21 protein-coding genes and 1 tRNA gene are annotated in these 26,207 nt (G+C 62.4%); 13 read left to right on the top strand and 9 right to left on the bottom strand.

All coding sequences use genetic code 11. The annotated features are described in order from the left end of the window. Window positions 1–138 precede the first annotated feature (138 nt). Both LU493_RS14455 and LU493_RS14450 read left to right on the top strand, forming a co-directional pair. On the top strand, window positions 139–825 hold the full coding sequence (locus tag LU493_RS14455; protein WP_275288494.1) for an SOS response-associated peptidase: 687 nt from the start codon (window positions 139–141) through the stop codon (window positions 823–825). Then, on the top strand, window positions 825–3,656 hold the full coding sequence (locus LU493_RS14450) for an insulinase family protein (RefSeq protein ID WP_275288493.1): 2,832 nt from the start codon (window positions 825–827) through the stop codon (window positions 3,654–3,656). Before LU493_RS14455 ends, LU493_RS14450 begins: the two co-directional genes overlap by 1 nt. Window positions 3,657–3,772: 116 nt before the next feature. Here the strand turns inward: LU493_RS14450 and sbcB are convergent, their stop codons facing one another. From sbcB to minC, 4 genes are all read right to left on the bottom strand, one after another. Beyond that, window positions 3,773–5,263: an exodeoxyribonuclease I gene (sbcB, locus tag LU493_RS14445; RefSeq protein ID WP_275288492.1), complete on the bottom strand. Its 1,491-nt coding sequence runs from the start codon at window positions 5,261–5,263 to the stop codon at window positions 3,773–3,775. 76 nt (window positions 5,264–5,339) lie between these two features. Further along, complete coding sequence (gene minE / locus LU493_RS14440) at window positions 5,340–5,594, bottom strand: cell division topological specificity factor MinE (protein WP_275288491.1); 255 nt, start codon at window positions 5,592–5,594, stop codon at window positions 5,340–5,342. After that, on the bottom strand, window positions 5,591–6,409 hold the full coding sequence (gene minD / locus LU493_RS14435) for a septum site-determining protein MinD (RefSeq protein WP_275288490.1): 819 nt from the start codon (window positions 6,407–6,409) through the stop codon (window positions 5,591–5,593). Before minD ends, minE begins: the two co-directional genes overlap by 4 nt. Window positions 6,410–6,483: 74 nt before the next feature. Further along, on the bottom strand, window positions 6,484–7,230 hold the full coding sequence (minC, locus tag LU493_RS14430; protein ID WP_275288489.1) for a septum site-determining protein MinC: 747 nt from the start codon (window positions 7,228–7,230) through the stop codon (window positions 6,484–6,486). Between the two features lie 244 nt (window positions 7,231–7,474). On the opposite strand from minC, the gene LU493_RS14425 reads away from it, so the two are divergent. Beyond that, the gene (locus LU493_RS14425) at window positions 7,475–10,252 is read left to right on the top strand and encodes a DUF349 domain-containing protein (RefSeq protein ID WP_275288488.1); all 2,778 of its coding nucleotides are present in this window, start codon (window positions 7,475–7,477) and stop codon (window positions 10,250–10,252) included. A 40-nt stretch (window positions 10,253–10,292) separates the two neighbouring features. Here LU493_RS14425 and phbB read toward each other — a convergent pair whose 3' ends face one another. Then, window positions 10,293–11,039 (bottom strand): acetoacetyl-CoA reductase, encoded by a 747-nt coding sequence (gene phbB, locus LU493_RS14420; RefSeq protein ID WP_275288487.1) that lies wholly within the window; start codon window positions 11,037–11,039, stop codon window positions 10,293–10,295. Between the two features lie 191 nt (window positions 11,040–11,230). Here phbB and LU493_RS14415 point away from each other — a divergent pair. Both LU493_RS14415 and LU493_RS14410 read left to right on the top strand, forming a co-directional pair. Continuing rightward, window positions 11,231–11,307: transfer RNA gene (locus LU493_RS14415), tRNA-Met, on the top strand. 858 nt (window positions 11,308–12,165) lie between these two features. Continuing rightward, window positions 12,166–13,908, top strand: a complete 1,743-nt coding sequence (locus LU493_RS14410; RefSeq protein ID WP_275288486.1) for a vWA domain-containing protein — start codon at window positions 12,166–12,168, stop codon at window positions 13,906–13,908. 131 nt (window positions 13,909–14,039) lie between these two features. Here the strand turns inward: LU493_RS14410 and LU493_RS14405 are convergent, their stop codons facing one another. The 4 genes from LU493_RS14405 to LU493_RS14390 form a co-directional block, all read right to left on the bottom strand. Beyond that, the gene (locus LU493_RS14405; RefSeq protein ID WP_275288484.1) at window positions 14,040–14,708 is read right to left on the bottom strand and encodes an amino acid ABC transporter permease; all 669 of its coding nucleotides are present in this window, start codon (window positions 14,706–14,708) and stop codon (window positions 14,040–14,042) included. Window positions 14,709–14,711: 3 nt separating this feature from the next. Further along, complete coding sequence (locus LU493_RS14400; protein WP_275288483.1) at window positions 14,712–15,452, bottom strand: amino acid ABC transporter ATP-binding protein; 741 nt, start codon at window positions 15,450–15,452, stop codon at window positions 14,712–14,714. 19 nt (window positions 15,453–15,471) lie between these two features. Further along, window positions 15,472–16,140 carry an amino acid ABC transporter permease gene (locus LU493_RS14395; RefSeq protein WP_275288482.1) on the bottom strand — a complete coding sequence of 223 codons (669 nt, stop codon included), beginning with the start codon at window positions 16,138–16,140 and terminating at the stop codon, window positions 15,472–15,474. A gap of 62 nt (window positions 16,141–16,202) precedes the next feature. Next, complete coding sequence (locus LU493_RS14390) at window positions 16,203–17,060, bottom strand: ABC transporter substrate-binding protein (protein ID WP_275288481.1); 858 nt, start codon at window positions 17,058–17,060, stop codon at window positions 16,203–16,205. Window positions 17,061–17,334: 274 nt separating this feature from the next. On the opposite strand from LU493_RS14390, the gene LU493_RS14385 reads away from it, so the two are divergent. The 8 genes from LU493_RS14385 (at window position 17,335) to LU493_RS14350 (ending at window position 26,149) form a co-directional block, all read left to right on the top strand. After that, window positions 17,335–18,627, top strand: coding sequence for a DUF3100 domain-containing protein (locus LU493_RS14385; RefSeq protein WP_275288480.1), 1,293 nt, complete (start codon window positions 17,335–17,337; stop codon window positions 18,625–18,627). A 17-nt stretch (window positions 18,628–18,644) separates the two neighbouring features. Continuing rightward, a complete protein-coding gene (locus LU493_RS14380; protein ID WP_275288504.1) occupies window positions 18,645–19,823 on the top strand; it encodes a M20 aminoacylase family protein in 1,179 nt (392 codons plus the stop codon). Window positions 19,824–19,904: 81 nt separating this feature from the next. Then, window positions 19,905–20,879 (top strand): TRAP transporter substrate-binding protein DctP, encoded by a 975-nt coding sequence (dctP, locus tag LU493_RS14375; protein ID WP_275288479.1) that lies wholly within the window; start codon window positions 19,905–19,907, stop codon window positions 20,877–20,879. Between the two features lie 96 nt (window positions 20,880–20,975). Then, window positions 20,976–21,422 (top strand): TRAP transporter small permease, encoded by a 447-nt coding sequence (locus LU493_RS14370; protein ID WP_275288478.1) that lies wholly within the window; start codon window positions 20,976–20,978, stop codon window positions 21,420–21,422. Continuing rightward, window positions 21,419–22,738, top strand: a complete 1,320-nt coding sequence (locus LU493_RS14365) for a TRAP transporter large permease (RefSeq protein ID WP_275288477.1) — start codon at window positions 21,419–21,421, stop codon at window positions 22,736–22,738. The genes LU493_RS14370 and LU493_RS14365 overlap by 4 nt, the downstream gene beginning before the upstream one ends. Further along, complete coding sequence (locus LU493_RS14360; protein WP_343076094.1) at window positions 22,684–23,691, top strand: NAD(P)-dependent oxidoreductase; 1,008 nt, start codon at window positions 22,684–22,686, stop codon at window positions 23,689–23,691. The genes LU493_RS14365 and LU493_RS14360 overlap by 55 nt, the downstream gene beginning before the upstream one ends. Further along, on the top strand, window positions 23,688–25,265 hold the full coding sequence (locus LU493_RS14355; RefSeq protein WP_275288476.1) for an aldehyde dehydrogenase family protein: 1,578 nt from the start codon (window positions 23,688–23,690) through the stop codon (window positions 25,263–25,265). Before LU493_RS14360 ends, LU493_RS14355 begins: the two co-directional genes overlap by 4 nt. Next, a complete protein-coding gene (locus LU493_RS14350) occupies window positions 25,262–26,149 on the top strand; it encodes a VOC family protein (RefSeq protein ID WP_275288475.1) in 888 nt (295 codons plus the stop codon). The genes LU493_RS14355 and LU493_RS14350 overlap by 4 nt, the downstream gene beginning before the upstream one ends. Window positions 26,150–26,207 lie beyond the last annotated feature (58 nt).

Genomic DNA, 26,207 nt, shown 5'->3' with positions numbered 1-26,207 from the left:
CGGGTCGGGAACGCCTGGAAGCGAACACTGTTTTCGACAGCATATCGTCCTTGTGGAGCAACGCAAGCCCGGTAACGCTGGCCGCTTTCCTCGTCCCGGCGTCTTGGTTACCCTGTTGCACCGCATTCCGGAGGTCTCATGGCCGGCCGACTCTACATTCCGCCCCTCGCCCTCGATCGCCTGCTACCGGAACTGGTCGTGGACGAAGCCCCGCTGACGGGCATCAATCTCGCGCCTCGGCAGCCGCTGTCCCTGGTCCGTCTGGAGGCAGGACGGCCACGACTGGGTCGTGCCTTCTGGGGGCTGACCCCCTCCTGGCTCAAGGTACTCGACCACGCGCCCCACTGCGCACGGGCCGAATCGCTGGAGTCACGTGCCATGTTTCGTGATGCCTTCGCGGCCCGTCGTTGTCTGGTGCCGGTCGGCGGCATCTACGTCTGGCGGCCCACGCCCCGCGCCAAGCAGCCCTACCTGGTCACCCGGGTCGATCGCGGCCCCCTGTTGCTGGCCGGCCTCTGGTGCCGTTTCCATACGACCCTCACCGAGTACAACGACTCCCTGGCGCTGATCACGGTACCCAGCCCTCCCCTGCTCTCTCCGTTGAGCGACAGGTTGCCGGCGGTGATCGACGCCGGCGCTGCCGTCCACTGGCTCGACCCGCAGACGCCGACCGTCGATGCCCGCCAACGGCTGACGCCGGCACCCGAGGAACTGTTGGGCGCTTTTCCTGTATCAAGAGGGGTCAATGATCCCGGCAACCAGGAAGCCTCCTGCGCCTACCCCATCGGCCCCATGCTACGCAGGACATCCGAACAGGAGACATGATGATCCGTCCATCACGCCCATGCCTGGCCGCTTCTCTGGCGCTAGCCATGCTGCTGCCCGGTGCGAGCATCGCCCAGCCGTCCACCCACGACGCCGAACAGGTCACCATGCCCCGCATCAGCCCCCATGACGACCGCAACTACCGCATCCTGACCCTGGACAATGGACTCACCGCCCTGCTGGTCAGCGACAGCGAAGCCGACAAGGCCGCCGCCTCGTTGAACGTGGATGTGGGAAGCGCCCAGGACCCGGACGACCTGCCCGGCCTGGCCCACTACCTCGAGCACATGCTGTTCCTCGGCACCGAAAGCTATCCGGAAGCCGACGCCTACCAGCGCTATCTGACCCGTCACGGCGGCCAGCACAACGCCTTCACCGCCCCTCAGGACACCAACTACTTCTTCTCCATCGAGCCCGATGCCCTGTCTGGCGCCCTGGATCGCTTCAGTCGCTTCTTCGTCAATCCGTTGTTCAATGCCGACCGGCTGGAGAACGAGCGCAAGGTGGTACATTCGGAGTACGTCGCTCGCAAGCGCAACGAGGGGCGCCGCCGCAACGATGTGCTCGACCAGTTGCTCAACCCGGAGAATCCTACCACCGGCTTTTCGGTCGGCAGTCTGGAGACCCTGGCCGACAGGCCCGAGGGCGAGCCCGGCCTGCGTGACCGCATCCAGCACTTCTATCGCGATCACTATGGTGCCCATGTCATGCACCTCTCCGTGGTCGCGCCACAGCCGCTGGACGAACTGGAATCGCTGGCACGCGACAACTTCAGTGACGTGCCGAACCGGGAACTCTCGCGCCCGATCATCGAGCCCCCTCTGGCCGATGAATCGCGCCTGCCCGCTGCCGCCAGGCTCAAGTCGCTGCGGGACAGCCGGCAGTTGAGCTTCTATTTCCCCGTGCCCGATCCGATCACCGATTATCGCCACAAGCCGGCCAGTTATCTGGCCAACCTCCTCGGCCACGAGGGCAACGGCAGCCTGCTCGCCGTGTTGCGCGAGGCCGGCTGGGCCGACGGACTGTCTGCCGGCGTGACACGGGGAGATGGCCAGCATGCCCTGTTTCGGGTGGATATCAGCCTGACGCCGGAGGGCGCCGAGCATCAAGCTCGTATCCAGGCCAGCCTGTTCGCCGCCATCCGCGCCATTCGCGATGGCGGCGTCGAGGCATGGCGCTACGACGAGCAGGCCAGGCTCGCCGAACAGGCGTTCCGCTTCCAGCAGCACGGCTCCGCACTGGACGATGCCATGCGGCTGTCGATGAACCTTTCACGCTACCCTGTCGAGGATGTCAACTATGCGCCCTACCGCATGGACGGCTTCGACGCCTCGCGCATCGACACCTGGTTGTCGGCACTGCGTCCGGATAATCTGCTGAGGCTCTACAGCGGCCCCGAGGTGGAGGGAGAACGCACCTCGCCCTGGTTCGACACCCCCTGGACGCCGATCGACGTCGATGATGGCACCGCACAACCCCTGGCGGGGCTGTCGCTGCCCGAGCCCAACCCCTACATCGCCGAGGACCTCGAACTGCTCGGCGAGCAGGACGAGGTTCCACAACAACGCCTCGACGAGACGGGCATCGAGGCCTGGCACATGCGCGACGCCAGCTTCGACACCCCCGAGGTCGAGTGGCGCTTCAGCCTTCAACATCCTGATGCCAGCCATGATGCCCGCAAGGCGGCACTGTCGCGGCTGCTCGCCGGCTGGCTGCAGGACAGCCTCAACGAGACCCTCTATGCGGCGCGCCTGGCCGGTCACGGTTTCGAGGCCTATGCCCATGCCCGCGGTATCACGCTGTCGTTCTCCGGCTGGCGGGATCGCCAGGACCGCCTGATCGCACGCGTGCTGGAACAGCTGCAACACGGCGATATCCAGGCCGACAGCGTCGAACGCGTCCGCGAACGTCTGCGACGCAACTGGCGCAACGCCCCTCAGGACGATCTCTATCAGCAGGCCGGCCGCACCCTGGCCGAGACGCTGGTCCGCCCGCAGTGGTCCCCCGAGGCGCTGCTCGCGGCCAGCGAGGCGCTGGACGCCCAGGCATTGCGTGATTTTCGCGATACCTTCCTCGATGACCTGCACCTCGAGGCCATGGCCGTCGGCGACCTGGGCACCGAGGGAGCGACACAGCAGGCCCGCCACGTCGCCGAGGCTCTATCACCGGAACTGTCCCGGGACGCGATCCCCGATCTGGTGACATTGCGCGCCAACGACGATCTCCCGGCACTGACGCCCGATACCGAACGGGACGAGTCGCTGGTCATGCGGTACCTGCAGGGCGCCGACCGGGCCTTGGCCACCCAGGCCAGGCTGTCGGTACTGGGACGACTGCTCGAGACGCCCTTCTACCAGCAGCTGCGTACCGAACAGCAGTTGGGGTACGTGGTCAACGCCGGCTATCGACCGCTGCTCGATGCGCCCGGCATCACCTTCCTGGTGCAATCACCGGACACCAACAGCCAGACCATCCAGGCTCGAATCGATGCCTTTGTCGACGACTTCGGCACGCACCTCGACGGCTTGACGGATAGCGACCTGGCCCCCTACCGCCAGGCAGTGCGCGATGACCTGCTGCAGCGCGACACCAGCCTGCCCGGCCGGACCAATCGCCTTTGGCAGGCACTCGCCCTGGAGGACACCGGCTTCGACCACCAGCACCGACTGGCCGAGCGCGTGATGGACGTTTCCCCCGACGCGCTGCGCGATGCCTGGCGCGACCTGGTAACAGGGCCCATGGTCAATATCACCCACGACCCGGGCGACAGCGCCAGCGATGTACTGGACCTCAAGACGGACCTGACCCCATTGCCGAAACAGGCACGCTGAAAAACAGCGTGCCACAAGGAAACATGCTTCATGTGTTTCCATAATGACATCGCCCGGCAGAAGCCGGGCGATGTCGTCTCGACCATGGGGCCACCGGAACAGTGGCTCGCCGACGGTCAGCCGAAGGCCTGGGCCGGCATGATCGCTTCCACATGCATCACCAGTTCCTCGAGGATCTGGCGCTCGCGATCCGCCAGGGATACCTGGTTGAGCCGCTCGATTTCCCGTGCGAACTCGGGCAGCGTGAAGCCGGCAACCGCCGGATCATTCATGCGCTCCCAGCGGAATGTCTCCCAGCGCGCCTGCTCCTCGCCGGTCAGGGTATCCGGGTAGCTGCGGGCCCGATAACGGAACAGCATCTCCTCGAGCCGCGGATCCTGAAAGGCGAAGCTGGCCCCGACAAGGTCCCAGGGATCACTGTCGCGGACCCGCTGCATCTGTTGGCGATCGGACGGCGAGAAGAAACCGCCGGAATAGAGCATCAGGTCGGGATCGTGGGGCGAATCGGGAGGCGGCCCGGCGAACACGTCGGCCACCCGGGCCGAGACATCCGGGTTCGCCGCCAGCAACTGCCAGTGACGCCGGCAGGATGCCACATCCACGCCGAGGCGCTCGACGACCTCACCGTATTCTCCCCGATGCGGCCCGCTGGCATCCTTGAGCGCATTGGCGGGCAGGATCACCGGGCACTTGTTGATATGGATGACCTTGAGCGGAATGCGTGATTCACCCTCGGCCAGGTCATCGTTGCTGACGAAGACCCGATCGCGGATCTGCTGTGCATCCAGCGACAACAGCGGCTCGGGATCCATCGCGAGGTCATAGACGATGACCCCGTTGGGGTTGGTCGGGTGCTCCGCCAGCGGCATCACCAGGGCACTGCATCCCCGGCTCGCCGGATAGCGGCGCGAAATGTGCAGAACCGGCTTGCGCGACGGCACATCGATGGCCCGCCCTACCGCACGCTTGCCACGCATGCCCAGCAGATGGTCGAACAGGTTAGCATTGCTGCGTCGCAAGAGTCGCGCCAGCTCGATGGTTGCCCGAACATCGGCCAGGGCGTCGTGTGCCCCCGCGTGTTCGATGCCGTTGGCGGCGGTCAGGTCCTCGAGCTTGAAGCTCGGCGTGCCGTCGTCACGGGTCGGCCAGACGATGCCATCCGGTCGCAGCGCGTGAAAGGCACGCACCACATCGATCAGGTCCCAGCGGGAATTGCCGTTCTGCCATTCCCGGGCATAGGGATCGATCAGGTTGCGATAGAAGAGATGACGCCCCACTTCGTCGTCGAAGCGCAGGCTGTTGTACCCCAATGCACAGGTGCCCGGCTCGCTCATCGCCGCCTGAATGCGACCGGCGAATTCCGCTTCGGGAAGTCCCCGTCGCCTGGCCTGTTGCGGCGTGATGCCGGTAATCAGGCAGGCCTGGGGGTGCGGCAGGTAATCGTCGGCAGGCTGGCAGAACAGTTCGATGGGCTCGCCGATCTCGTTGAAATCGGCATCGGTGCGGATGGCGGCGAACTGTGACGGCCGATCACGACGCGGGTCGGCCCCGAACGTCTCGTAATCGTGCCACAGGAAGGTCAGCGGGGCGGCTTTCTTCTGCGCCATGGGCGATGCACTCCGAACGGACTGGGACATGAAGCCCACAGCCTAGCACAGCCCCGCCGGCGGCTCAGCCGCCATCTCACGCCCTGGGAAGCGTGACGTTGAGCTCCAGTACGGAACAGTTGTCCTCGCTGTCCAGATTGATGTTGATGGCGTCATCCTCGACCTGGACATAACGGCGGATCACTTCCAGCAGTTCCTTCTCGAGCATCGGCATGTAATCCGGCGTTCCCCCACGCTGACTGCGCTGGTGGGCAACGATGATCTGCAGCCGCTCCTTGGCGACGGAGGCGGACTGCTTGCGCTCGCGCTTCAGGAAATCGAGTAGCTTCACCGGCGACCTCCTCCGAACATGCGGCTCAACAGGCTCTTCTTCTGGTATTCGTGAAAACGCAGGGGCACGTCCTCACCCATCAACCGGGAGACGGTATCGGCATAGGCCTGACCGGCGTCGCTGGCCTCGTCATGGGTGACCGGAACGCCCTGATTGGAGGCTCTCAGCACTGCTTCGGACTCCGGAATCAAGCCCACCAGATTGATGGCCAGGATCTCGCGAATGTCCTCGAGATTGAGCATATCTCCTCGATCCACTCGATTCGGATTATAGCGGGTGATCAGCAGGTGTTCCTTGATCGGATCATCACCACGCTCGGCACGGCGGGTCTTGGAAGACAGCAGGCCAAGGATGCGGTCGGAGTCACGTACCGAGGACACCTCGGGGTTGGTGACCACGATCGCCTCGTCGGCGAAGTACATGGCCAGCTGCGCACCACGCTCGATGCCGGCAGGCGAATCACAGATAACATAGTCGAAATCCTTGTTCAGGGTCTCGAGCACCTGCTCCACGCCTTCCAGGGTCAAGGCATCCTTGTCCCGCGTCTGGGAGGCCGGCATGATATGCAGGTTGTCGATCCGCTTGTCGCGGATCAACGCCTGATTGAGGCCTGCCTCGCCTTGAATGACGTTGACCAGGTCATAGACCACGCGACGTTCACAGCCCATGACCAGATCGAGATTACGCAGCCCGACGTCGAAGTCGATCACCACGGTCTTCTGCCCACGCAGGGCCAGGCCCGTGGCGACAGCGGCTGCACTGGTTGTCTTGCCGACCCCACCCTTGCCGGAGGTCACAACGATGATCTTTGCCAAGTGTCACATCCTGTCTGTCATGTTGGGAGAAAGGGCGGCACCGCGCGCCGCCGAATCGTCGTTGTGCGGCCGTGTCAGTCCAACGGCGTGATACTCAACTGCGCCTCGCTCAGGCGTACCTGTATGGCGGTGCCCAGCAGACGCGAATCGATATCCTCGAGGCGCTTGTAGTTGCCGGCCACGGAAAGCAGCTCGGCACGCAGCTCGCGGCAGAAGATGCCGGCCTGGGTATTGCCGTGGATACCGGCCAGAGCACGGCCGCGCAGAGGGCCGTAGACATGCACGCTGCCGCCGGCCAGCACCTCGGCGCCGGCATTGACCGCACCGACCACGACCAGATCGCCCTCGGGCGAGGTGATCTGCTGGCCCGAACGCACCGTGCCCCGGAAGATACGTCCTCCCGTCATCTCATCGGCCACGGGCGGGGGCGCTGCCTCCGCACCGGGCTCGGGCGCCTCGCTCACCGGCACGCTCTCCAGAGGACGAGGCCGATCGGCCTCCTGGGGCGGGAACCAGCCAAGGCCCAGGGCCCAGGCCGACTGCTTGACCGGATCGGGCCCGCCACGCACGGCCACCGGCAGCAGCTTGTGGGCGCGGCATACCGCACAGATCCGTTCGAGCGCCAGATGCGGCTCATCGAGGCGCTCGACGTTGAGCACTACCGGGGTATGATGGAAGAAGGCCGGAGACTGACTGAGCTTGCCGGCGAGCTGCTCGCGGATGTGCTCGGGGTCGGCACTGGCCAGCTCCATGACCGTCATCGGCAACATACCGCCCTTGAAGGTGAATGCCATGCCGTCTCTTTCCACTTTGAGACTCATTGCCGAACTCCACGTCGGGTGATGGTCGGGGTACAGCTCCCAAGCTAAGCGAGAGCCCCGGACCCTGCAACTGATCATAAGCCCAACGCCCCCTTCGTGTCAGTGTCTCGTAACGGCAACACTCGTGCCCGGCGCCCTTTTCTGCCGCGCCGACGCATGCTTAGATAACTGCTGAGCCAATTTCGCCCCAAACCCCGTTCACCCTAATCATGTCGCCCCCTGCCGCGACCTCGCCGGGAACATCATGCCAGGACTGCTACGCCGACTGTTCGCCTCCCGCTGGCGGCACCCGGACCCCGACGTCCGACGCCAAGCCACCCTTCGACTCGACCCCGAGCGCGACGAGCAGCGCCAGACGCTGGAGCGACTCGCCGTCGACGAGGATGGCGGCGTCCGTCGTGCCGCCCTGGCGAGACTGGACGATCCGGATCGGCTGATCGCCCTGCGTACCGAACACGGCGAGTCGGAAGAACTCCGCGAACGTCTGATCATGCTGCTCATCGGCCGGGCGGGACACCATGACCTGGGTCGACGCATCGCCCTGACCGAGACGCTCGACGATCCGGCGATGCTCGAGCGCCTCGCTCTGGAAGGGGACAACCAGCAATTGCGCTTCGCCGCGCTGGCGCGCCTCGACAGCGAAACCGCCTTGATTCGACAAGCCTGCGAGAATGGCATCGCCGCGGTTCGTCACGCCGCCGCCGAGCGCGTCACCAGCGAAGCGGGCCTGGCCCGCCTGGTCAACGAGGCACGCCGGGACCGCCGAGTGGTTCGCCGCGCCCGTGAACGCCTCAACCAGTTACGTGCCGATGCCGCTTCCCTGGCGGCGGCCCGGGAACGCCGCCGGGCCTTGCTGGAAAGCCTCGAGGGGCATGCCGCCAGCGCCTGGGAACCGCTCTATGCCGGACGGTTTCGTCACTTGATGCGCGAATGGTCGCAACTGGAAGACATCCCCGATGCCGAACAGGAGCGCCGCTACCAGGACGCCTGTCTGCGCTGCCGCAAGGTCATCAGCGACCATGAAGCGCACGAGCACGCCCAGGACGCCGCCGACCGCCGACGGGAAGATGCCGACCAGGCCCGCGAGTCCCTGGTCGAGGCGCTCGAGGAAAGCCTCGATGGCCTGCGCCACGGCGAGCGTCTCGCCGACCAGGACATCGCCAGCCTGCGATCACAGAAGCAACTGATGGCCAGCCGCTGGCAGGCGCTCTCCGACAAGCACCTCGCCGACGATGCCCTGCGCCAGCGCTACGACGCGGCATTGGCAAGCTATGACCGCATCGTCCAGGCCCGGGTGCGCCTTGACGAGCGTACCGAGGCCATCCAGCAGGCCCTGAGCGATGGCGATGACGACCGCCTCGCCGCCCTGGTCGACGCCTGCGGCTGGCCCCGCGAACTGCCTCCTTCCCCGCTCCTGCAACGTGCTCATGACCAGCTCGCGCGACAGGAAACACCGACGGACGAGAATCTCGAGACACGCCTGGCTCGCTTCGACGACGACCTGGAACAACTCGAGCGCCTGCTGGAAAGCGGCGCCTTCAAGAGCGCCAGCCGTCTGCATCAGCGCCTGCGCCAGCAGGCAGACGAACTCCCCGGCAAGCGTATCGACGCCGGCCGACTCAAGCGCCTGGGCGCGCGACTCGCCGAACTGCGCGATTGGCGCGGCTTCGTCGCCGGCCCCAAGCGTGACCAGCTCTGCCAGGACATCATTGCCCTGGCCGATGACAGCACCCTAGGCGATGCAGAACTGGACCGTCGCCACCGCCGTCTGATCAAGGAATGGAAAGGCCTCGGCGATGCCGCCGCCAACCGCGAACAATCGACCCGCTTCCGCGCCGCCTCCGATCGCATCCACGAGCGCCTGAGGCCGTGGCGTCAGCAGCAGCAGGCACAGCGAGAGAGCAACCTGGAGGCTCGAGAAGCCCTGTGCGAGCAATTGGAGACCCTGCTCGACCAACCCTCGAACCAGGCGGACCCAGACGCCCTGCGCGAAATCCGCGACCGTGCCCGCCAGCAATGGCGACGTCACTCCCCGGTCCCCCGTGACCAGGCAGAGGCCATCGGCCGACGTTTCGGTCGTATCCGCCACGAACTGCAGGCCTTGATCGAGCGTCGTGCCGGCAAGGTCGCCGATGCCAAACGAACGTTGATCGAGGAAGCCCGCCGTCTTCGCGACAGCGAACAAGCTGCGGCTCAACGGGCAGAAAGCGCCAAGACGCTGCAGAAACGCTGGCGCGCACTCGGTCGCGCACCACGCCATGAAGAGAAGGCCCTATGGCGCGAGTTTCGTCACATCTGCGACGAGATATTCGCCAGCCGGGATGCCGCCCGCAAGCAGCACGACAAGAGCAACAAGGCAAAACTCGATGCCATGCAGGCCCTGATCGAGCGTCTGGATGCCTGGCACCCCGGATCCAGCGACGACACCGCCCGGCTCGACGACGCCATCAACGAAGCCATGGCGCTGGAACCCCTGCCCCACGGACGACGCAGCGAAGGCATGCGAAAACGCTGGTCGGGCATCATCCGCGCCCGGCGCGAGCGTCTGGCTCGCCTCGCCCTGGCCGAGGTGGTCCACCGCTGGCACCGCGTGCGCCCTCTACTCGACGCCCACTTGCAAGCGGACGCCGCCAGCCTGGAAGGCGAGACACCACACGATGTTCAGCATACTGGTGCCCCAGCGCTGTCGAGCGATCTGGAAAGTGCCCACGAACGGCGCAACGCAGCCCGTCGCAACCCGCCCGACCAGGCGGATGTCGAGGAACGACTGGCGCGTGTCCGCGTCCATCTGGCACTGCTCGCCGGTGGGCAGGTCGCCCAGCGAGACGACCCCCTGCGGTTGGCCATCCAGGTAGAACGCTTGAATGATAACCTGGGACAGGAGCCCTCGCGGGCCGAAGAACTCCGCGAGGTACTATGCGAACTGCTGGCCACCGGGCCAATTCCCCCGGCCTTGTGGGAACGGGAGGTCGGCGAACTGGATCGTACTCTGGAAAGCCTGACTCAGCTTCCGCCTCCCTGAAGGTGGCCCACGCCGGGGGAATCGCGGGTGCCACGGGCAATCAGCCCATGAATTGTCCACCGTTGATATCGATATTGGCGCCGGTGATGAAACCGGATTCCCTGTCGGCAAGGAAAGCCACCAGCCGACCGATCTCCTCCGGCGTGCCGAAGCGCTTCATGGGGATCGACTCGCGAATCGCCTCGCGAACCTTGTCGGGGATGTCCATGATCATGTCGGTGGCAATATACCCCGGCGACACCGTGTTGACGGTGATGCCCTTGGTCGCCGTCTCCTGCGCCAGCGACATGGTCAGACCATGCATGCCAGCCTTGGCAGCGGCATAGTTGGCCTGCCCGAACTGCCCCTTGCGCCCATTGATCGACGAAATATTGATGATGCGGCCATAGCCATGTTCGAGCATGTCCTCGATCACGCTACGGCAGGTATTGAACACGCTGTTGAGGTTCGTATCGAGCACCTCGTGCCACTGCTCGGACGTCATTTTCTTCAGGGTACCGTCACGGGTGATACCGGCGCAGTTGACCAGCACACTGATCGGCCCATGGGTATCGCGAATGTTCTGGGCTCCCTTCACGCAATCCTCATGACTGGAAAGGTCGACACCAGAGAGTGCGATATTCGTGTAACCATCGGCCCGTTGCGTCTCGAGCCAGGCTTGAGCCTTGTCAGGATTGCGATACCCCGCCACCACGAAATATCCGGCATCGGCCAGGGTCCGACAGATGGCAGAGCCGATGCCGCCGGTACCTCCCGTCACCCAGGCGACGGACGTTGATGTTGTCATTGGCTATCTCCCTCTCCGGTTCACGCCATGCTTGGATAATGCCATTCCAAGCCTTGCCCACAGTGTCGTTCCTTCAGCGGTCATCCATGTGACACCTTGAAGAGTATGGACCAACGCTGGCCAAACGAAAGCGCCTGCGAAAGCCGTGGTTGACGCAGCACTCACGATGTGTAGAATACGTCCCACGTTGATGCGGGGTGGAGCAGTCTGGTAGCTCGTCGGGCTCATAACCCGAAGGTCATCGGTTCAAATCCGGTCCCCGCTACCAAATATCAGAAGAAGGCCGATACCTACGGGTGTCGGCCTTTTTCGTTTACCCAAAGAGGTTCGTCGGGCTCGACACTCGATAACCCCGGGAAGGTCATCGGTTCGCTCTCTCAAGCCCGGCGGTCCCCGCTACCAAACATCAGAAGAAGGCCGATACCTAGGGGTGTCGGCCTTCTTCGTTTACTCAAAGAGAGTTCGTCGGGCTCGGCGCTTCATCACCCCGTGCAGGTCATCGGTTCGCTCTCTCAAGCCCGGCGGTCCCCGCCACCAAATATCGAGAAAGCCGGTTCCTCAGGGAGCCGGCTTTCTTGTATGCCCAACGAGCCCCGGGCAATCTCGCGCCCCCCTCCCCCAAGGCCCACAACAGCGCAAGCTCCTCGCGCCCTGCGCACGATAAATAACGCCCTGAGTACGGTACCAAGTTGGTCGGTGCTGCCCCACGGAACCACTGCGTCCCCACCGACGGGGACACACCACATGCCAACGCTGCGCCCTCACTCGACTGCCCCTCAGTAATACACTCCCAGAACGTGCTTGCGTCCCGCTGATTGACGCCCGGTAGGGCAGGTAAACGCATCGGTCACCGCCCCTCTTTTCAGTGGCCCCATCACGTGATCGTCCCATGCAACACCGCCAAGCGGCTCTCGAGCATCCTGTCAGCCTTCCTGCGCGTCGCAGTTGGCTTTGTGGATAAAGAGATCCTCGCCCGTGCAATCCGCACCAATTCCACTTCAAGACGATCACAGGCCAGCAGCCCAACCCGGAATGGGGGTCTAAGCTGGGATGTCGGGGAAATTCCGCGACCTGAAGGAGCGTGGCGGGAGATCGACCCAGTATACGGCCAGGGGAGGAACCCGAAGTGAAGAAGATCGCCTTGAGAGCCGCCGCCCTCGCGCTTGCCGGGGGGATGGCGTTCGCCACCCCCGTCAATGCGACGAACGAGAACGTGATGATCGTTTTTGACGGCTCGAATTCCATGTGGGGCCAGATCGACGGCACCGCCAAGATCGAGATTGCCCGGAACGTGATGGAAAACCTATTGGGAGAGTGGACCGAAACCCGCAAGGTCGGGCTGATGGCCTATGGTCACCGCCGCCGCGGCGATTGCACCGATATGGAAACCATTGTCGTACCGAGCGAAGGCTCACGCGCCGAGATTCTGGATCGGATCGGAACGATTACCCCCACGGGCAAGACCCCCTTGACCAGCGCCGTGGAACAGGCCGCGACCGAGCTTTCCTACACCGATACACCCGCCACTGTGGTCCTTATCTCGGACGGGTTGGAGAGCTGCGAACGCGACCCCTGCGCGCTGGCCGAGACGCTTGAAAAGGGCGGCGTTGGATTCACCGCGCATGTGGTGGGCTTCGGCCTCGGCGATGCGGATACCGGCGCTCTATCCTGTCTGGCCGAGAATACCGACGGGCAGTATATCGAGGCTGGCAATGCCGAGGAGCTGGGCCGAGCGTTAAGCGCCGTGGCCACCGCCGTGTCCGAACCAGAACCCGAACCAGAACCAGAACGTCCCGAGGTGATCGTCAGCGGCCCCGAATCGGCCCTCGCCGGCTCGCTTGTTCGCATCGGCTGGGACAAGGCCCTCGACAAGAGGGATTATGTCACCATCGTACCCACAGGAACCGAAGCGGGTGACTACGGCAACTATATTCGCGTGAAGGACAGGACAGAAGGCGATCTGCGTGCCCCGGCCGATACCGGCATGCATGAACTGCGTTACATGACGTCAGAGGGCGGAGAGGTGCTTGGCACCGCAATGATCGAAATCACCGAACCGGAGGTCACCGTCAGCGGGCCGAAAACGGCATTGGCGGGCGAGCGGTTCCCGGTCGAGTGGACCGGCGCGGTCGACGGCGAGGATTACATCACCATCGTGCCGATGGGCGCCGAGGAAGGCAGCTACACCAACTACTTCCGCGTACGCGACGAGAGCGAGGAAAAGCTGCAGGCCCCGGCGGCAACCGGTCTATACGAGCTGCGCTATGTGCTCAAGGAAGGCGGCCGGACGATGGCACGCCAGCCCATCGAGATCACCGAGCCGGAGGTCACCGTCAGCGGGCCGGACGAGGTCAGAGCCGGCACAAGAATCCCTGTCCAATGGAGCGGCGCGGTCGATGGCGAGGATTACATCACCATCGTGCCGATGGGCGCCGAGGAAGGCAGCTATACCGAGTATTTCCGTGTCCGCGACGAGAGCACGAAGACGTTGCAGGCTCCGGAGAATACCGGTCTATACGAGCTGCGCTACGTGCTCAAGGAAGGCGGCCGGACGATGGCGCGTCACATGATCGAGGTACTTGCCGCCGATGCAGCGCTGGAAAGCGGCGCCAGCCTGAGCGCACCGGAGACCGCAGAGCCCGGTGCCATAATCGAAGTAGGTTGGAATGTAAAAAGCGGCAGCGCCGATCAGCGGATCACCTTGGCGCGCGGCAACCAGGCGATCTTTACCTGGCTGGAAGCAGTCAAGATCTCCGGCAAACCGCCGGTGCAGATCCCCCTGCCGGAGGAGCCCGGCATGTACGAACTGCGCTTTCTGGACGTGGCGAACCGGGAGGTGCTGTCACGCAAGGTGATCAAGGTGGAATAAGATTTATCGGGCGAGGCCAGAACGCCAGAGGCTGATCACAAAGCTTGATGCCGATATCGACTCATGCCGTACACTTGGAGCCCCGCAGGCAACAGCCTCGGGGCTCCTCCACAATTCGACTTGATCTGCATTCATACATTTGTCACCCCAGGCACATACGTACGCCGTTCGAGCAACCCCAGCAAACTTGCCACCGTGGAGGTCAGCACCAGGTAGATGATCCCCGCCCAGAGGAAGACCAGGAAGAAGTCCAAAGTGCGTGAACCGATGTCCGAAGCGATGGCGGTGATCTCTACCACGCCAATGGTATAGGCAATGGAAGTGAACTTGAGCTCAATGATCGCCTCGTTGGACCACTGAGGAATCACTCGACGCAACGCCTGGGGCAACATGATATGGCGAATTGCCTGCCACTGGGTCATGCCACAGGCCCGCGCGGCCACTAATTGTCCCTTGGGTACCGACAGCACCGAGCCTCGGAAGTACTCAGCCTGATAAGCGGCGCTGTTGAGAGTGATGGCGATCACGGCTGCGGTGAAGGCATCGAAGACAATGCCCACATGGGGCAGTCCCAGATAAATGAAGAACATCTGCACCAGCATGGGGGTCCCGCGAAACAGCTCCACATAGGCGGTGGCGATCCAATAAAAGAGCCGATTGCCGTATACCCTGGCCCAGCACAACACCAGGCCCAGGAAGAACCCCAGAGTGATGGCGATCACCCACAACGCCAGCGTGACCGGCACGCCCTTGAGCAGCTCAGGTAACCACTCAATACCGAACGCGATGAATTCCCGCATGGTTCACCCGTGCTCTGCAATGACGTTGAGAAAAGCGCGAGTACGCTCGTTGGTGGCGGCCTTGAACAACGCCGTAGGCGCCCCCTGCTCGACGATATGTCCGTTCTCCATGAAGATGATTTCATCCGCCGCCTGCCGGGCAAAGCTCATCTCATGCGTCACCACCACCATGGTCATGCCCTCATTGGCCAGTTGCTGCATCACCCTCACCACCTCACCGGTCAATTCCGGATCCAGCGCCGATGTGGGCTCATCGAACAACAGTACGTCCGGGTCCATCGCCAGGGCTCTGGCGATGGAAACCCGCTGCTGCTGACCACCGGAGAGCTCGGCCGGGTAGGCATTGGCCTTCTCTTCCAGGCCAACCCGCTCCAATTCTCTGTATGCACGCCGGATGGCAGTTTCCTTGTCCGTACCGTTGACCTTGATCTGACAAATACGCACGTTGTCGAGAACGGTCAGGTGAGAAAAGAGGTTGAAGTCCTGGAAAACGAATCCCATGCGTGCCCTCATGGCATCGATGTTGGCATCTAGAACCTCCTCGCCGTTGAGATAGATACGCCCGGCATCCGGTACCGTAAGATAATTGATACAACGAAGCAGTGTACTCTTGCCCGATCCCGAGGGCCCGATCAGCACCTTGGTCTCACCCTTTCGCAGCCCGAAGCCAATACCCTTCAGTACTGCAAGACCGTCATAGGCTTTCGTCACATTCTGTACATCTAGAATCAGGTCATCGGCCATTCTTGGCGTCCCTCTCGCATTATTTTTCGAAGCCCGGCACGGCCAGCTTGCGTTCGAAGGCATATAGCAGGCTGTTGCCTGTCCGATTGAGGATGAAGTACAACAATGCCACGACGGCAAACACGGTCAGCACGTTACCCTGGGTGCTGGTGATGATGTAATGTGCCTGACGCGTCAGCTCGACCACCCCGATGACATAAGCCAGAGACGTCTCCTTGATCTCCGAGGAGAACTCATTGGTCCAGGGGCCAATGGCATGCCGAGCTGCCTGTGGAAAGACGATATGACGAATCGCCTTGGCCTTGGACATACCCATGGCACGAGCGGCCATCATTTGCCCAGCCGGTACTGACTGGAAAGCACTGCGGAAAATCTGCGACTGATAGGCCGCGGAGCGGAGTCCCATGGCCAATATCGCAGCCCCGAAAGCCGAGATATCGAAGATTCCCGAAATACCATAGAAGAAGATGAACAACATGATGATGATCGGCACACCCCGAAAGACGCGCTCATAGAGCACCAATGGCCACTGCACTAACCGGGATTTCGGGCCATATAGCTGTACCAGGCAGATCCCCATGCCCAACACAAAGCCGATCAGCAACAAAGCAGCCAAAAGGACGATGGCCACCCCTAACCCTTTCAGAAGAAAGGGAAAGTCACGCAAAAGTACGTCGTAGATATCCATACCGGCTTCCCTGAAGCAAAAGGCGCCTTTCCTTCTGGAAAGGCGCCTATCCTCATAATGGTTTATTCGTTACCGAGATCGGGAAGGCCAGCCACCGGCTTCTGGTAGGTATCGACGAAATCAGGCATATGGCCTGGAATGGAGGGAATGGACACCCCGGGGATATATTGCTCGACGATCTCGCCCCACTCGCCGGATTCGTAGATAGCAAGGATACCCTGATTGAGGTCCCCCAGGATTTCCTGAGGATCGCCCTTGGATACCGCCAACGCCAGAGGGGCACGGATATAAATCTTGCCAGCCATTTTCACCGGCTTACCAGCATTGATATACTCCTGGGCAGACGTGTCATCGACGATGACCGAGGAGATACGACCGATCGCCATATCATCCACCGCTGTCACGTAGTTGTCGTACTTGGCCAGCTCGACATCGGTATCACTGGAGTTCAGTACGTTCTCTTCCATCCAGGCTTGCTGAGAAGACCCGCCCTGAACGCCGACCCGAGCCCCACAGCACACGGCAGTAAATACATTGTGCTCGGAATCCTCGGGCACCAACACGACATCGTTGGTTTCCCACCAAGGAATAGTGAAGTCGATATTCTCGCTACGTTCTTCTGTCACGGTAAGCCCGGTAGCAAGGATATCGATTTTTTCGGCCGCCAAGGCCGGGATCAGCGACGGGAAAGGCATATCCTGAAATTCGATTTCGATATCCCTATCCTCGGCGATTGCCTCCATGGCATCAATGGCGATCCCCTTGAACTCCCCGCCTTCCACATAGGCCCAGGGCGGAAAAGAGGCCTCGACACCAACCGTATAGGAATCCTGCGCGGCGGCAGTCGTGGCCAGTCCGCTACCGATGACCATGGCTCCCAGAAGGGCCGCAGGTAGAAGCGATGCGTTTATTCCTTTCATGATTCTCTCGCTTTTTGGTGAGTTTTATTATTTCGCCACATCAATATGTGTGCGTCGTTTCACGACTGTCAAATCGACGAGAAGCTTCCGCTGCGTGACTTATTCGTGGAAACGCTGGATTAGCGGCCAGTTCCTCGGCAGACCACGCGGGCAGCTCAGCATTCTAAAAGTCAGAACACCATCTACCTTTAATTAGCTCATGAGCCTTTACAATACTTCAACGGACACGCCGCTGGCATAGCAATAACCACAAACCGACCAGGAAGGACGACCCATGCCCCTTTCCAAACTGCTGGACTGGCGCCTCCATGCGCTGGTCATCGCCATATCGCTGATCTCCGAGGCCATCGGCATCCTCCGAGTCCCCATGGGCCCAGGAACCCTTCTTCTGCTGCCGCTGTTCTACGCCTTCATTATCGGCGTGATCACTAATCCAAACGTGACACGCACCGCTGGCAGGTTCCTTCCCAAGGAACTTAGCCAGGCCGCCGGGCCATTGATCCTGCTGTCGATTATGCCGTTCATTGCTCGCTTTGGTTCGACCATCGGCCCTGCCATCGAGGATCTCATCAACGCCGGACCGGCACTGATCCTCCAGGAACTGGGCAACCTGGGCACCATGCTGATTGCCCTGCCCATAGCAGTGCTCGTATTCAAGATGGGCCGTGAGGCCATCGGTGCCACTTATTCCATCGCCCGCGAGCCCAACATCGCAGTGATCTCCGACAAGTATGGACTCAAGGGGCCCGAGGGCATCGGCGTGATGGGGACCTACGTGGTTGGCACCATGTTCGGCACCCTGTGGTTCGCCCTGATGGCCGGTTACCTGACCTCGCTGGACATTCTCGACCCGCGCGCCCTGGCCATGGCATGCGGCGTGGGTAGTGGCAGCATGGTCGCTGCCTGCTCGGCGGCCATCGCCGGTTCACTACCGGAAATGAAGGATGAGCTGCTCGCCTTTGCCGGCGCCAGCAACCTGATGACCTACGCCACCGGCCTCTATCTGTCGCTGTTCATCGCCCTTCCCATCGCCGAGAAGCTTTACACGATGCTGACCGGCAAGCGGCAGGCCAAGCCCGTGGGCGCCCAGATCACCGACAATGAGGTGAGCGATACACCTCGGGAAGAACGCCCCGAACAGAATCTGGGCAAGACCGCCATCGTCATGGCGACGGCCTGTGTCGTTGCCTGGATCGCCAACACCATCAATGGTTCCAGCCTGGTCGAGGCGCTGCCGGGCATGCTGATTCTCTACGTGATGACCATGATCGGCCTGGTGGTGACCCGCTACGCGCCTTTCTACTTACCGGGAGTGGCTTGGGTCTCGCTGGTCAGCATCCTGATGACCCTGCCCTGGGTCCCGGGCAACGCCTGGTTGGTCGACCGACTCGGCGCGGTCAGCTTCCTGGCCATTGTCACGCCGGTACTGGCCTATGCGGGCCTGGCACTCTCCCACCGTGAGTTGACCATGTTCCGACAGGCTGGCTGGAAGCTGATACTCATCGCCTTGCTGGTATTCACCGGCACCTTCATCGCCTCCGCCGTGATCGCCGACCTGCTGCTGTGAACGAGGACCGAATGACCATGACCGCCAATGCCTTTCCGCCCCGCGAAGCCGAGACACTGCTCAACTGGCGGCAAGACTTTCACCGCCATCCCGAGACGGCTTTCGAGGAACATCGCACCAGCCATCGGATAGCCGAGATCCTCCGCGAGGCTGGCCTCGAGTTCACCACCGGGCTGGGTGGTGGGACCGGCATCGTCGCCACGCTGGAGGGACGTCAAGGACCGGGCCCGACCATCGGCCTGCGCGCCGATATCGATGCCCTGGATATCACCGAGGCCAACGACCTGCCCTACGCTTCAAAGACTCGAGGCAAGATGCACGCCTGTGGCCACGATGGTCATACCACCATGTTGCTTGGCGCAGCGTGCCGGCTGGCCCGGAAACCGGATTTTGCCGGACGCGTCCACTTCATCTTCCAGCCCGCCGAGGAGAGTGAAGGCGGCGGTCGGGTGATGGTCGAAGAGGGCCTCTTCGAGCGCTTTCCGATGGAGGCCGTCTACGGAGTGCACAACTGGCCAGGGCTCCCGGTGGGCGAGGCAGCTGTGCACGACACCGCTGTGATGGCGGCCTTCGACGTCTTCACCCTCAAGCTCAAAGGCAATGGCTGCCATGCGGCCATGCCTCACCTGGGCAGTGACACTCTCCTCGCCGCCTGCCAACTGGTCAACCAACTGCAAGGGTTGATCAGCCGAGAGACACCCGCCCACCAGACGGCGGTGCTCAGCGTCACTCAGTTCCACGCTGGCGACGCCTTCAACGTCATTCCCCAGACCGTCGAGCTACGCGGCACCCTGCGCTGCTTCGACGAGACGTTGCGCCAGCACCTGGCGCAGCGTTTCAGCGATGCCGTGCAAGCCCTGGCACACTTCCACAGTCTGGAAGCCGACCTTGACTACCAGCCACGCTACCCGGCGACGTTCAACACCCCAGAGCACGCCCAGCACTGTACCGCAGTGCTCGACGCCATGCCGGAAATCACTCGGGTGCATCGCGACCTGCCACCCAGCATGGCATCGGAGGACTTTGCCTTCATGTTGAACGAGCGACCCGGCGCCTACATCTGGCTTGGCAACGGCGAAAACTGCCCTGCCCTGCACAACCCCCATTACGACTTCAACGACCAATTATCGCCCATTGGTGTGAGTTACTGGGTGCAGCTCGTCAAGCAGTTACTTGGTAAGCAATCGACGACTTGATACTCAACCCACGCCGTCACGCTGGCTTCTACCCAAAACCAACAAAGAGAGACGATCATGTCAGCATTTCGATTAAGCACCATGACTGCCGCCATCACTCTGGGCCTCAGCGCTGCCGCTCAGGCGCAGGAATCGCTGATTCTGGCCACTCCGATGCCGGAAGACCACATCATGCACACCACGGCGCAGGCGTTCATGGATGCTCTTCCCGACGAGGCCGGACTGAATATCGAATACCATCCCGCGGGAGACCTCGGCGACTGGACTTCGCTCTTCGAGCAGGTTTCACAAGGGGCATTGCCCATGTCTATGACCTATGCGGCCTCCGACCTCGACAAGCGACTCGATATTACCCTGCTACCCTATGCCTTCGAGGACTGGGAGAGTGCGGAAAGCGCCATCCGTATCGACGGCAGTCTATTCCCGCTATACGAAGAAATTTACGCCGACCTGGACATGAAACTACTCGGCATCATCCCGGTGGATTTCTATGGTTTGGCCATGCGCAAGGGTGACGATCGCGTGCCCACGGCCTTCCCCGATGATGCCCAGGGAATCAAGCTCCGCGTGGCGCCGGTCGCAATCGGCGTCGAGCAATTCAAGACATTCGGCTTCTCCCCCGTCCCCATGCCTTATGCCGAATTGTATACCGCACTGCAGCTCGGAACGGTCGATGGGCGAGCCTACGCCACTCCTGCGGAAATTTGGCAGATGCGCGATGTCCTGTCCTCTTACATCCTCACCAACGACTCCTTCGAGCAAGGCGCGTGGGTGGTCAATCAGCAATGGTGGGACAGCCTCCCCGAAGCACAACAACAGGCCATCCTGGAGGCACGTGATGACGCCCTGGACGTCGCCTGGGAGCAGGCCCGGGACACCAGCGAAACCTTCAAGTCGAAGATTCGCGAGGCCGGTGTCGAGATCGTCGAGCTGAGCGAAGCAGAAATGACGCAAGCCCAAGCCCTGGCTCGTGACGAGGTCTGGCCCTGGATGGAAGAACAAGTCGGCCAGGCGCTTATCGATACCGTGCGTGAAGCAACGACCTCCACACCCTGACCAGTTTCTTCCCAAGCGGTGGGCCAGGTGCCCACCGCTGCCTGGAGACATTCAATGACCCTCTCGAGACGCTTCGTCACCAGCCTGTCAGGCTGCGTGAACGGCCTGACGGTATTTGGCGGTATCGCCTTGACAGGGCTGATGCTGGCTCAAGTCATCATGCGCTACATGATGGAAAGCGGCTTTCTCGGGATCGAAGAGATCGGCGTACTGCTCGGCGTATGGTTCTACTTCCTCGGTATGGCCTTGGCCACTCGATCAGGGGAGCAAATCCGTGGAGGCATTGCCGACCTGCTCGTGACATCGCCTCGCGGCAGGTGGTTGCTGGCCGTCTATGAAGCAGGCTTCACACTGATAGCCAATACCATCTTCTGCTGGTTAGCCCTTCAGTACACCCTATCCTTGTTCGAATCTGGACGAACCAGCACATACATGAGCTGGCCGACCTGGTTGTGGGCCGCTTCCATGGCATGCGGTTTCCTGCTGGCGACCCTCTTTTCGCTGCGTCTGTGCCTGCGGCTGATAGAGGAGCGCCGAGCATGATGCTATTCGGCCTGCTGCTTTGCGCTATCGTCATGCTGCTGCTTTCGGGAATTCCTGTTGCATACGCCTTCGGCATGGGGGCGCTGGCATTCATCTGGATATCTGGACGTCCACTGGATTACATGCTCGCCCAGGCATTCTGGCAAGTCGGCAGCTTCGCCCTTCTGGCGCTCCCACTGTTCGTTCTAGCCGGTCAATTGATGAAGGCCAGCAGCGTGGCGGAGCGATTGCTGGCCTTCATCGAAGCGGTGGTGGGACGGCTTCGAGGTGGAATCGGCGCCGTCACCGTCATCACCTGCACGCTGGTCGGCGCCATTTCCGGCAGTGGCTCGTCAGCCATCGCCGCCATCGGCGGCTTGATGATCGAGCGTATGACGGATCGTGGCTACCACCGAGGCTATGCGGTATCTCTGGTCGCCTGCTCCTCGGTGCTGGCACAGCTGATCCCCCCCAGCATTCCCATGATCGTCTTTGCTCTCATGACCGGTATCCCGGTCACTGCCGCGTTTCTCGCCACGCTGGTGCCCGGCGTATTGATCGCCCTGATGTATTGCCTCCTCAACATGCGCTACGCCCCCGCCGAGCCGACAGCTTGGCCGGATGACGGCGCGACCGTCGCATCGCCCGATACCACGACGTACCTGCGGCGAGTCACTCACACCTTCCGTCACGCCGCCTGGGCACTATTCATGCCGGTCTTGATGCTGGGGGGCATATACAGCGGCCTGTTCACGCCGACCGAAGCCGCAGCCGTCGCCGTAGGGTACGTCATCCTCATCGGCACGGTGATCTACCGGGGGCTCGAACCGGCAGGTATTGGCCGTGAAGTCGTCAATGCCGCACGTATTTCCGGCGCCCTCATCGTCATCCTGTTTGCCTTGGCGATCATGAGCCGCGCCATGCTTCTCGAGCAAATCCCTGGACAAATCAGCGACTTCTTGCTGGGAATCACCGATTCGCCGTGGGCCTCCCTGCTGATCCTGAACCTGGTATTGCTAGCGATCGGCATGCTGATCGATGACGTGTCCGGCAGCATCGTGGCGGCCGTGGTGCTCTGGCCCGTGGCACAGCAACTAGGCCTTCACCCTCTGCACTTTGCCGCCATCGTCGGGACCAACCTGGGGCTTGGCAATGTCACGCCTCCCTGTGCTCCGTTGCTGTTCATGGCCGGTGGCATCGGCAAGAGCCAGCTCTCCGAGTACCTCGTTCCCACTCTCAAGCTCACCCTGCTGGGTCACTTGCCCATCCTGCTGCTGGTGACATTCCTGCCCTGGGTTTCCCTGATGCTGCCACGCTGGCTGCTGGGCATCGGGTAGTAACGAATCGAACAAAGCAATCAACCAATAAGGAGACCACCTTGACCGATATGACCATCACCGTCGTTGGGCTAGGCAACATGGGGCGAGGCATGGCGCTCACGCTGCACCGAGCCGGTTTCACCGTCGTGGGAAGCGATATCGATACAGGGGCTCGGCAACGGCTGGGCGACGAGGGCATCACGACCCTGGCACCGGAAGCGATCGGCCATAGCGATGTCTATCTACTCTCTCTGCCAACCTCGGAGCACGTGCGTGAGGTCCTGAAGGGCTCTCAGGGTTTACTCCTCCGAGCGGAGACCGGCAGCGTCATCATGGATACGTCCACCAGCGACCCCGTCATCTCCCGCCAGTTGGCCGCCGACGTCGAGAAGGCCGGCCTGGTCTGGCTCGACGCCCCTGTGAGCGGCGGGCCCACCGGCGCCATCAGTGGCCAACTGGGTATGCTGTTGGGCGGCGCTACCGCCACGGTGGAACGCATACGTCCCGTGCTGGACGCCTTGGCAGTGAAAACAACCCACGTAGGCGGCCCGGGTAGCGGCCATGTCGTCAAGCTAGCCAACAACTATCTATGTGCGGCCCACCTCCTCACCACGGCCGAAGCCGTTGCCATGGCACGCCGCGCGGGGGTTGATCCAGAAGCCTGCTTGCAAGGACTCAACAGTGGTTCTGGCCGCAGCGCCGTCAGCGAGATCAACTTTCCCCGCTGGATTCTCTCGGGCAGCTTCGATTCAGGATTCACGATGGGATTGATGCGCAAGGACTTGCATCTGGCTTATCGGACAGCTCACGAATTGGGCCTGCCGGACGGCCTGCTGAAGCATGTCCTGGATACTTGGCATGCCGCCCCTGAGGCACTCCCTGACGCCGAAGACTTCAACTGCGTAGCGCACCGAATGCTCGAAGCCGCCGACCGCGACGTTTCTGAAAATCGGGAGGACGATCAACAATGAATCTCCTTAACCAGCGAAACTGCGAAGCCGTGGCACAGTTACTCGACGCCTATGGCATGAGCGACGCCGAGGTGCCAATGACCAACTGGATCGCCGGACAACCCGTCCAGGGGGCAGGCGAGGACATCACGTTACTTGACCCAGTCACCAACCTGCCACTGCTCTACTATCGAGACGCCGACCGGCAACTCGTCGATGAGGCCGTGCAGGCCGCGACCACCGCGCAACAGGCATGGCTCGCAATGAGCGCCAGCGAACGCGGTCGGCGCATGCAAGGTGCCGCACGAGGGCTCGATGGCCATGAGGAGAGCCTGGCTCGACTCGAAAGCCTGATCGCCGGCAAGCCCCTGCGCGACTGCCGTGGCGAAGTGGGCAAGGTTCGGGAAATGTTCGAGTACTACGCAGGCTGGTGCGACAAGCAACACGGCGAGGTCATCGACGTACCCACCTCTCACCTCAACTACGTCCAGCGCATTCCCTACGGCGTGGTCGGTCAGATCACGCCCTGGAATGCTCCGATGTTCACCTGCGGCTGGCAGCTCGCCCCAGCCCTGGCCGCCGGCAATGCGGCCGTGCTCAAGCCTTCGGAGCTGACACCCTTGACCTCGGTGATACTCGCCATGCTGCTCGAGCGAGGCGGCCGGCTACCCAAGGGACTGATCGGTATCGTCAATGGCCTGGGCCATACCACCGGCAAGGCCCTGACGTCGCACTCCGGCATTGCCAAGCTGGTGTTCGTCGGCTCTCCCGAGACCGGGCGCCGCATCGCCGAGGCAGGGGCCCATCGTCTGGTGCCGAGCGTCCTGGAGCTGGGGGGAAAATCGGCGAATATCGTCTTCGAGGATGCCGCCATCGACGATGCCGTCATCGGTGCCCAGGCGGCGATCTTTGCTGCGGCAGGACAGAGCTGTGTGGCCGGTTCGCGTCTACTGCTCCAGGAGAGCCTGATGGCAGAACTTCCCGAGCGTCTGGCACGTGCAGCGGAAACCATCGCCGTGGGCCTGCCGGATGACGACACCACTCGCATGGGGCCCCTCCAGAATGCAGCCCAGTTGCGCCGGGTCCACCAGATCATCGACGAGGCAGTGGCCCAGGGCGCCACCCTGCTGACCGGCGGCAGAGCTCCGGCCCATCTGCCGGCGGACGCCGCCGAAGGTTACTTTCTGGCCCCTACGATTCTGACCGACGTCACGCCCGATATGGCGATCGCCAACGAGGAAGTCTTCGGTCCGGTGTTGGTGATCATGCCCTTCAAGGATGAGGATGAAGCTATTGCCTTGGCCAATGGCACACGCTTCGGGCTCGCTGGCGCCGTATGGAGTCGGGATACCGGCAAGGCGATGCGCATCGCTCATCGCTTGCGCGCCGGCACCGTCTGGATCAACAGCTACAAGAGCATCAGCGTGATGTCCCCCTTCGGAGGCTTCGCTGACAGTGGCTACGGGCGCTCCAGCGGCCTCGACGGCCTGCACGAATACAGCATTCCCCGCAGCGTATGGGTCGAAACCGCCCCCGACGCCACAGCCGCCATGGGCTATGGAGACAGTCAACCGCACCAGGAGAATGACCAATGAGCCTTGGTATCGATCATCCCCTGGTCGCCGTCCATGACCTGGAAGCCGCCGCCGATCAGGCCCGGCGGCTCGGCTTTCGGCTGAACCCACGACACCAGCATCCCTGGGGAACGGACAACTACTTGCTGTTCTTCCCCGAAAATTTCATCGAGCTGATTGGCATCGGGCGCCCGGAGTTACTCGACTATCGCGATGCCAACGGTTTCCGGTTCGGACAGCAAGTGGCTGACCGGCTCCAAATCGGCGAGGGGATCGCCATGCTGGCGCTCGAGAGCGAGGACATGGCTCGGGATCACCAGACGCTGATCCTGCGCGGCGCCAAACCACCATCGCCAATCGTATTTCGTCGACAGGCCCACTTACCGGGCGGCCGCACAGAGGAGGTCGGGGTATCGCTCGACATCCTGCACGACACTCGGGTCCCCTACCTCACCCAATTCCTGTGCCAGCAACTGCGACCAGAGCTTTTCCGAACCGACTCATCGTTGGAGCACCATCCCAACACCGCCAAGGGTATCACCGCCGTATGGTATGTCAGCGCCGCGCCCGAGCAGGACACCAATGCGTTTCGCACCATACACGGTGACCAGGCTGTACATCACTGCGAGGGGGGCTACTGCATCGAGACCGAGAAGGGCAACGCCTATCTGCTCACGCCGTCGGCCCTCGCGACACGCTTCCCGCTGCTGCACGACATCGAACCCCACCCAACTCGCGGCGTGGCGCTGAGCCTGGCGTGTGAATCGATCGCCACGGCCCAGGCCCACTGGGCCGCACATGATGTAGCCTGGCAACCGATATCACGTAAGCGCAGCGACATCGCGCCAGCAGTACTGGGCGGCACCCTGCTGTGCTTCGAAGAGCGCTCGGCGACCTTGCGATAATCTCACGCCAGCCTTTTCACCGACGCCCCCCAGGACGACTGGAGAGGCGCGTCAACCG

This window comes from Halomonas elongata (genome assembly GCF_029081005.1).
Lineage (GTDB): Bacteria > Pseudomonadota > Gammaproteobacteria > Pseudomonadales > Halomonadaceae > Halomonas > Halomonas elongata_B.
This window is presented reverse-complemented; position numbering and strand designations above follow the sequence as displayed.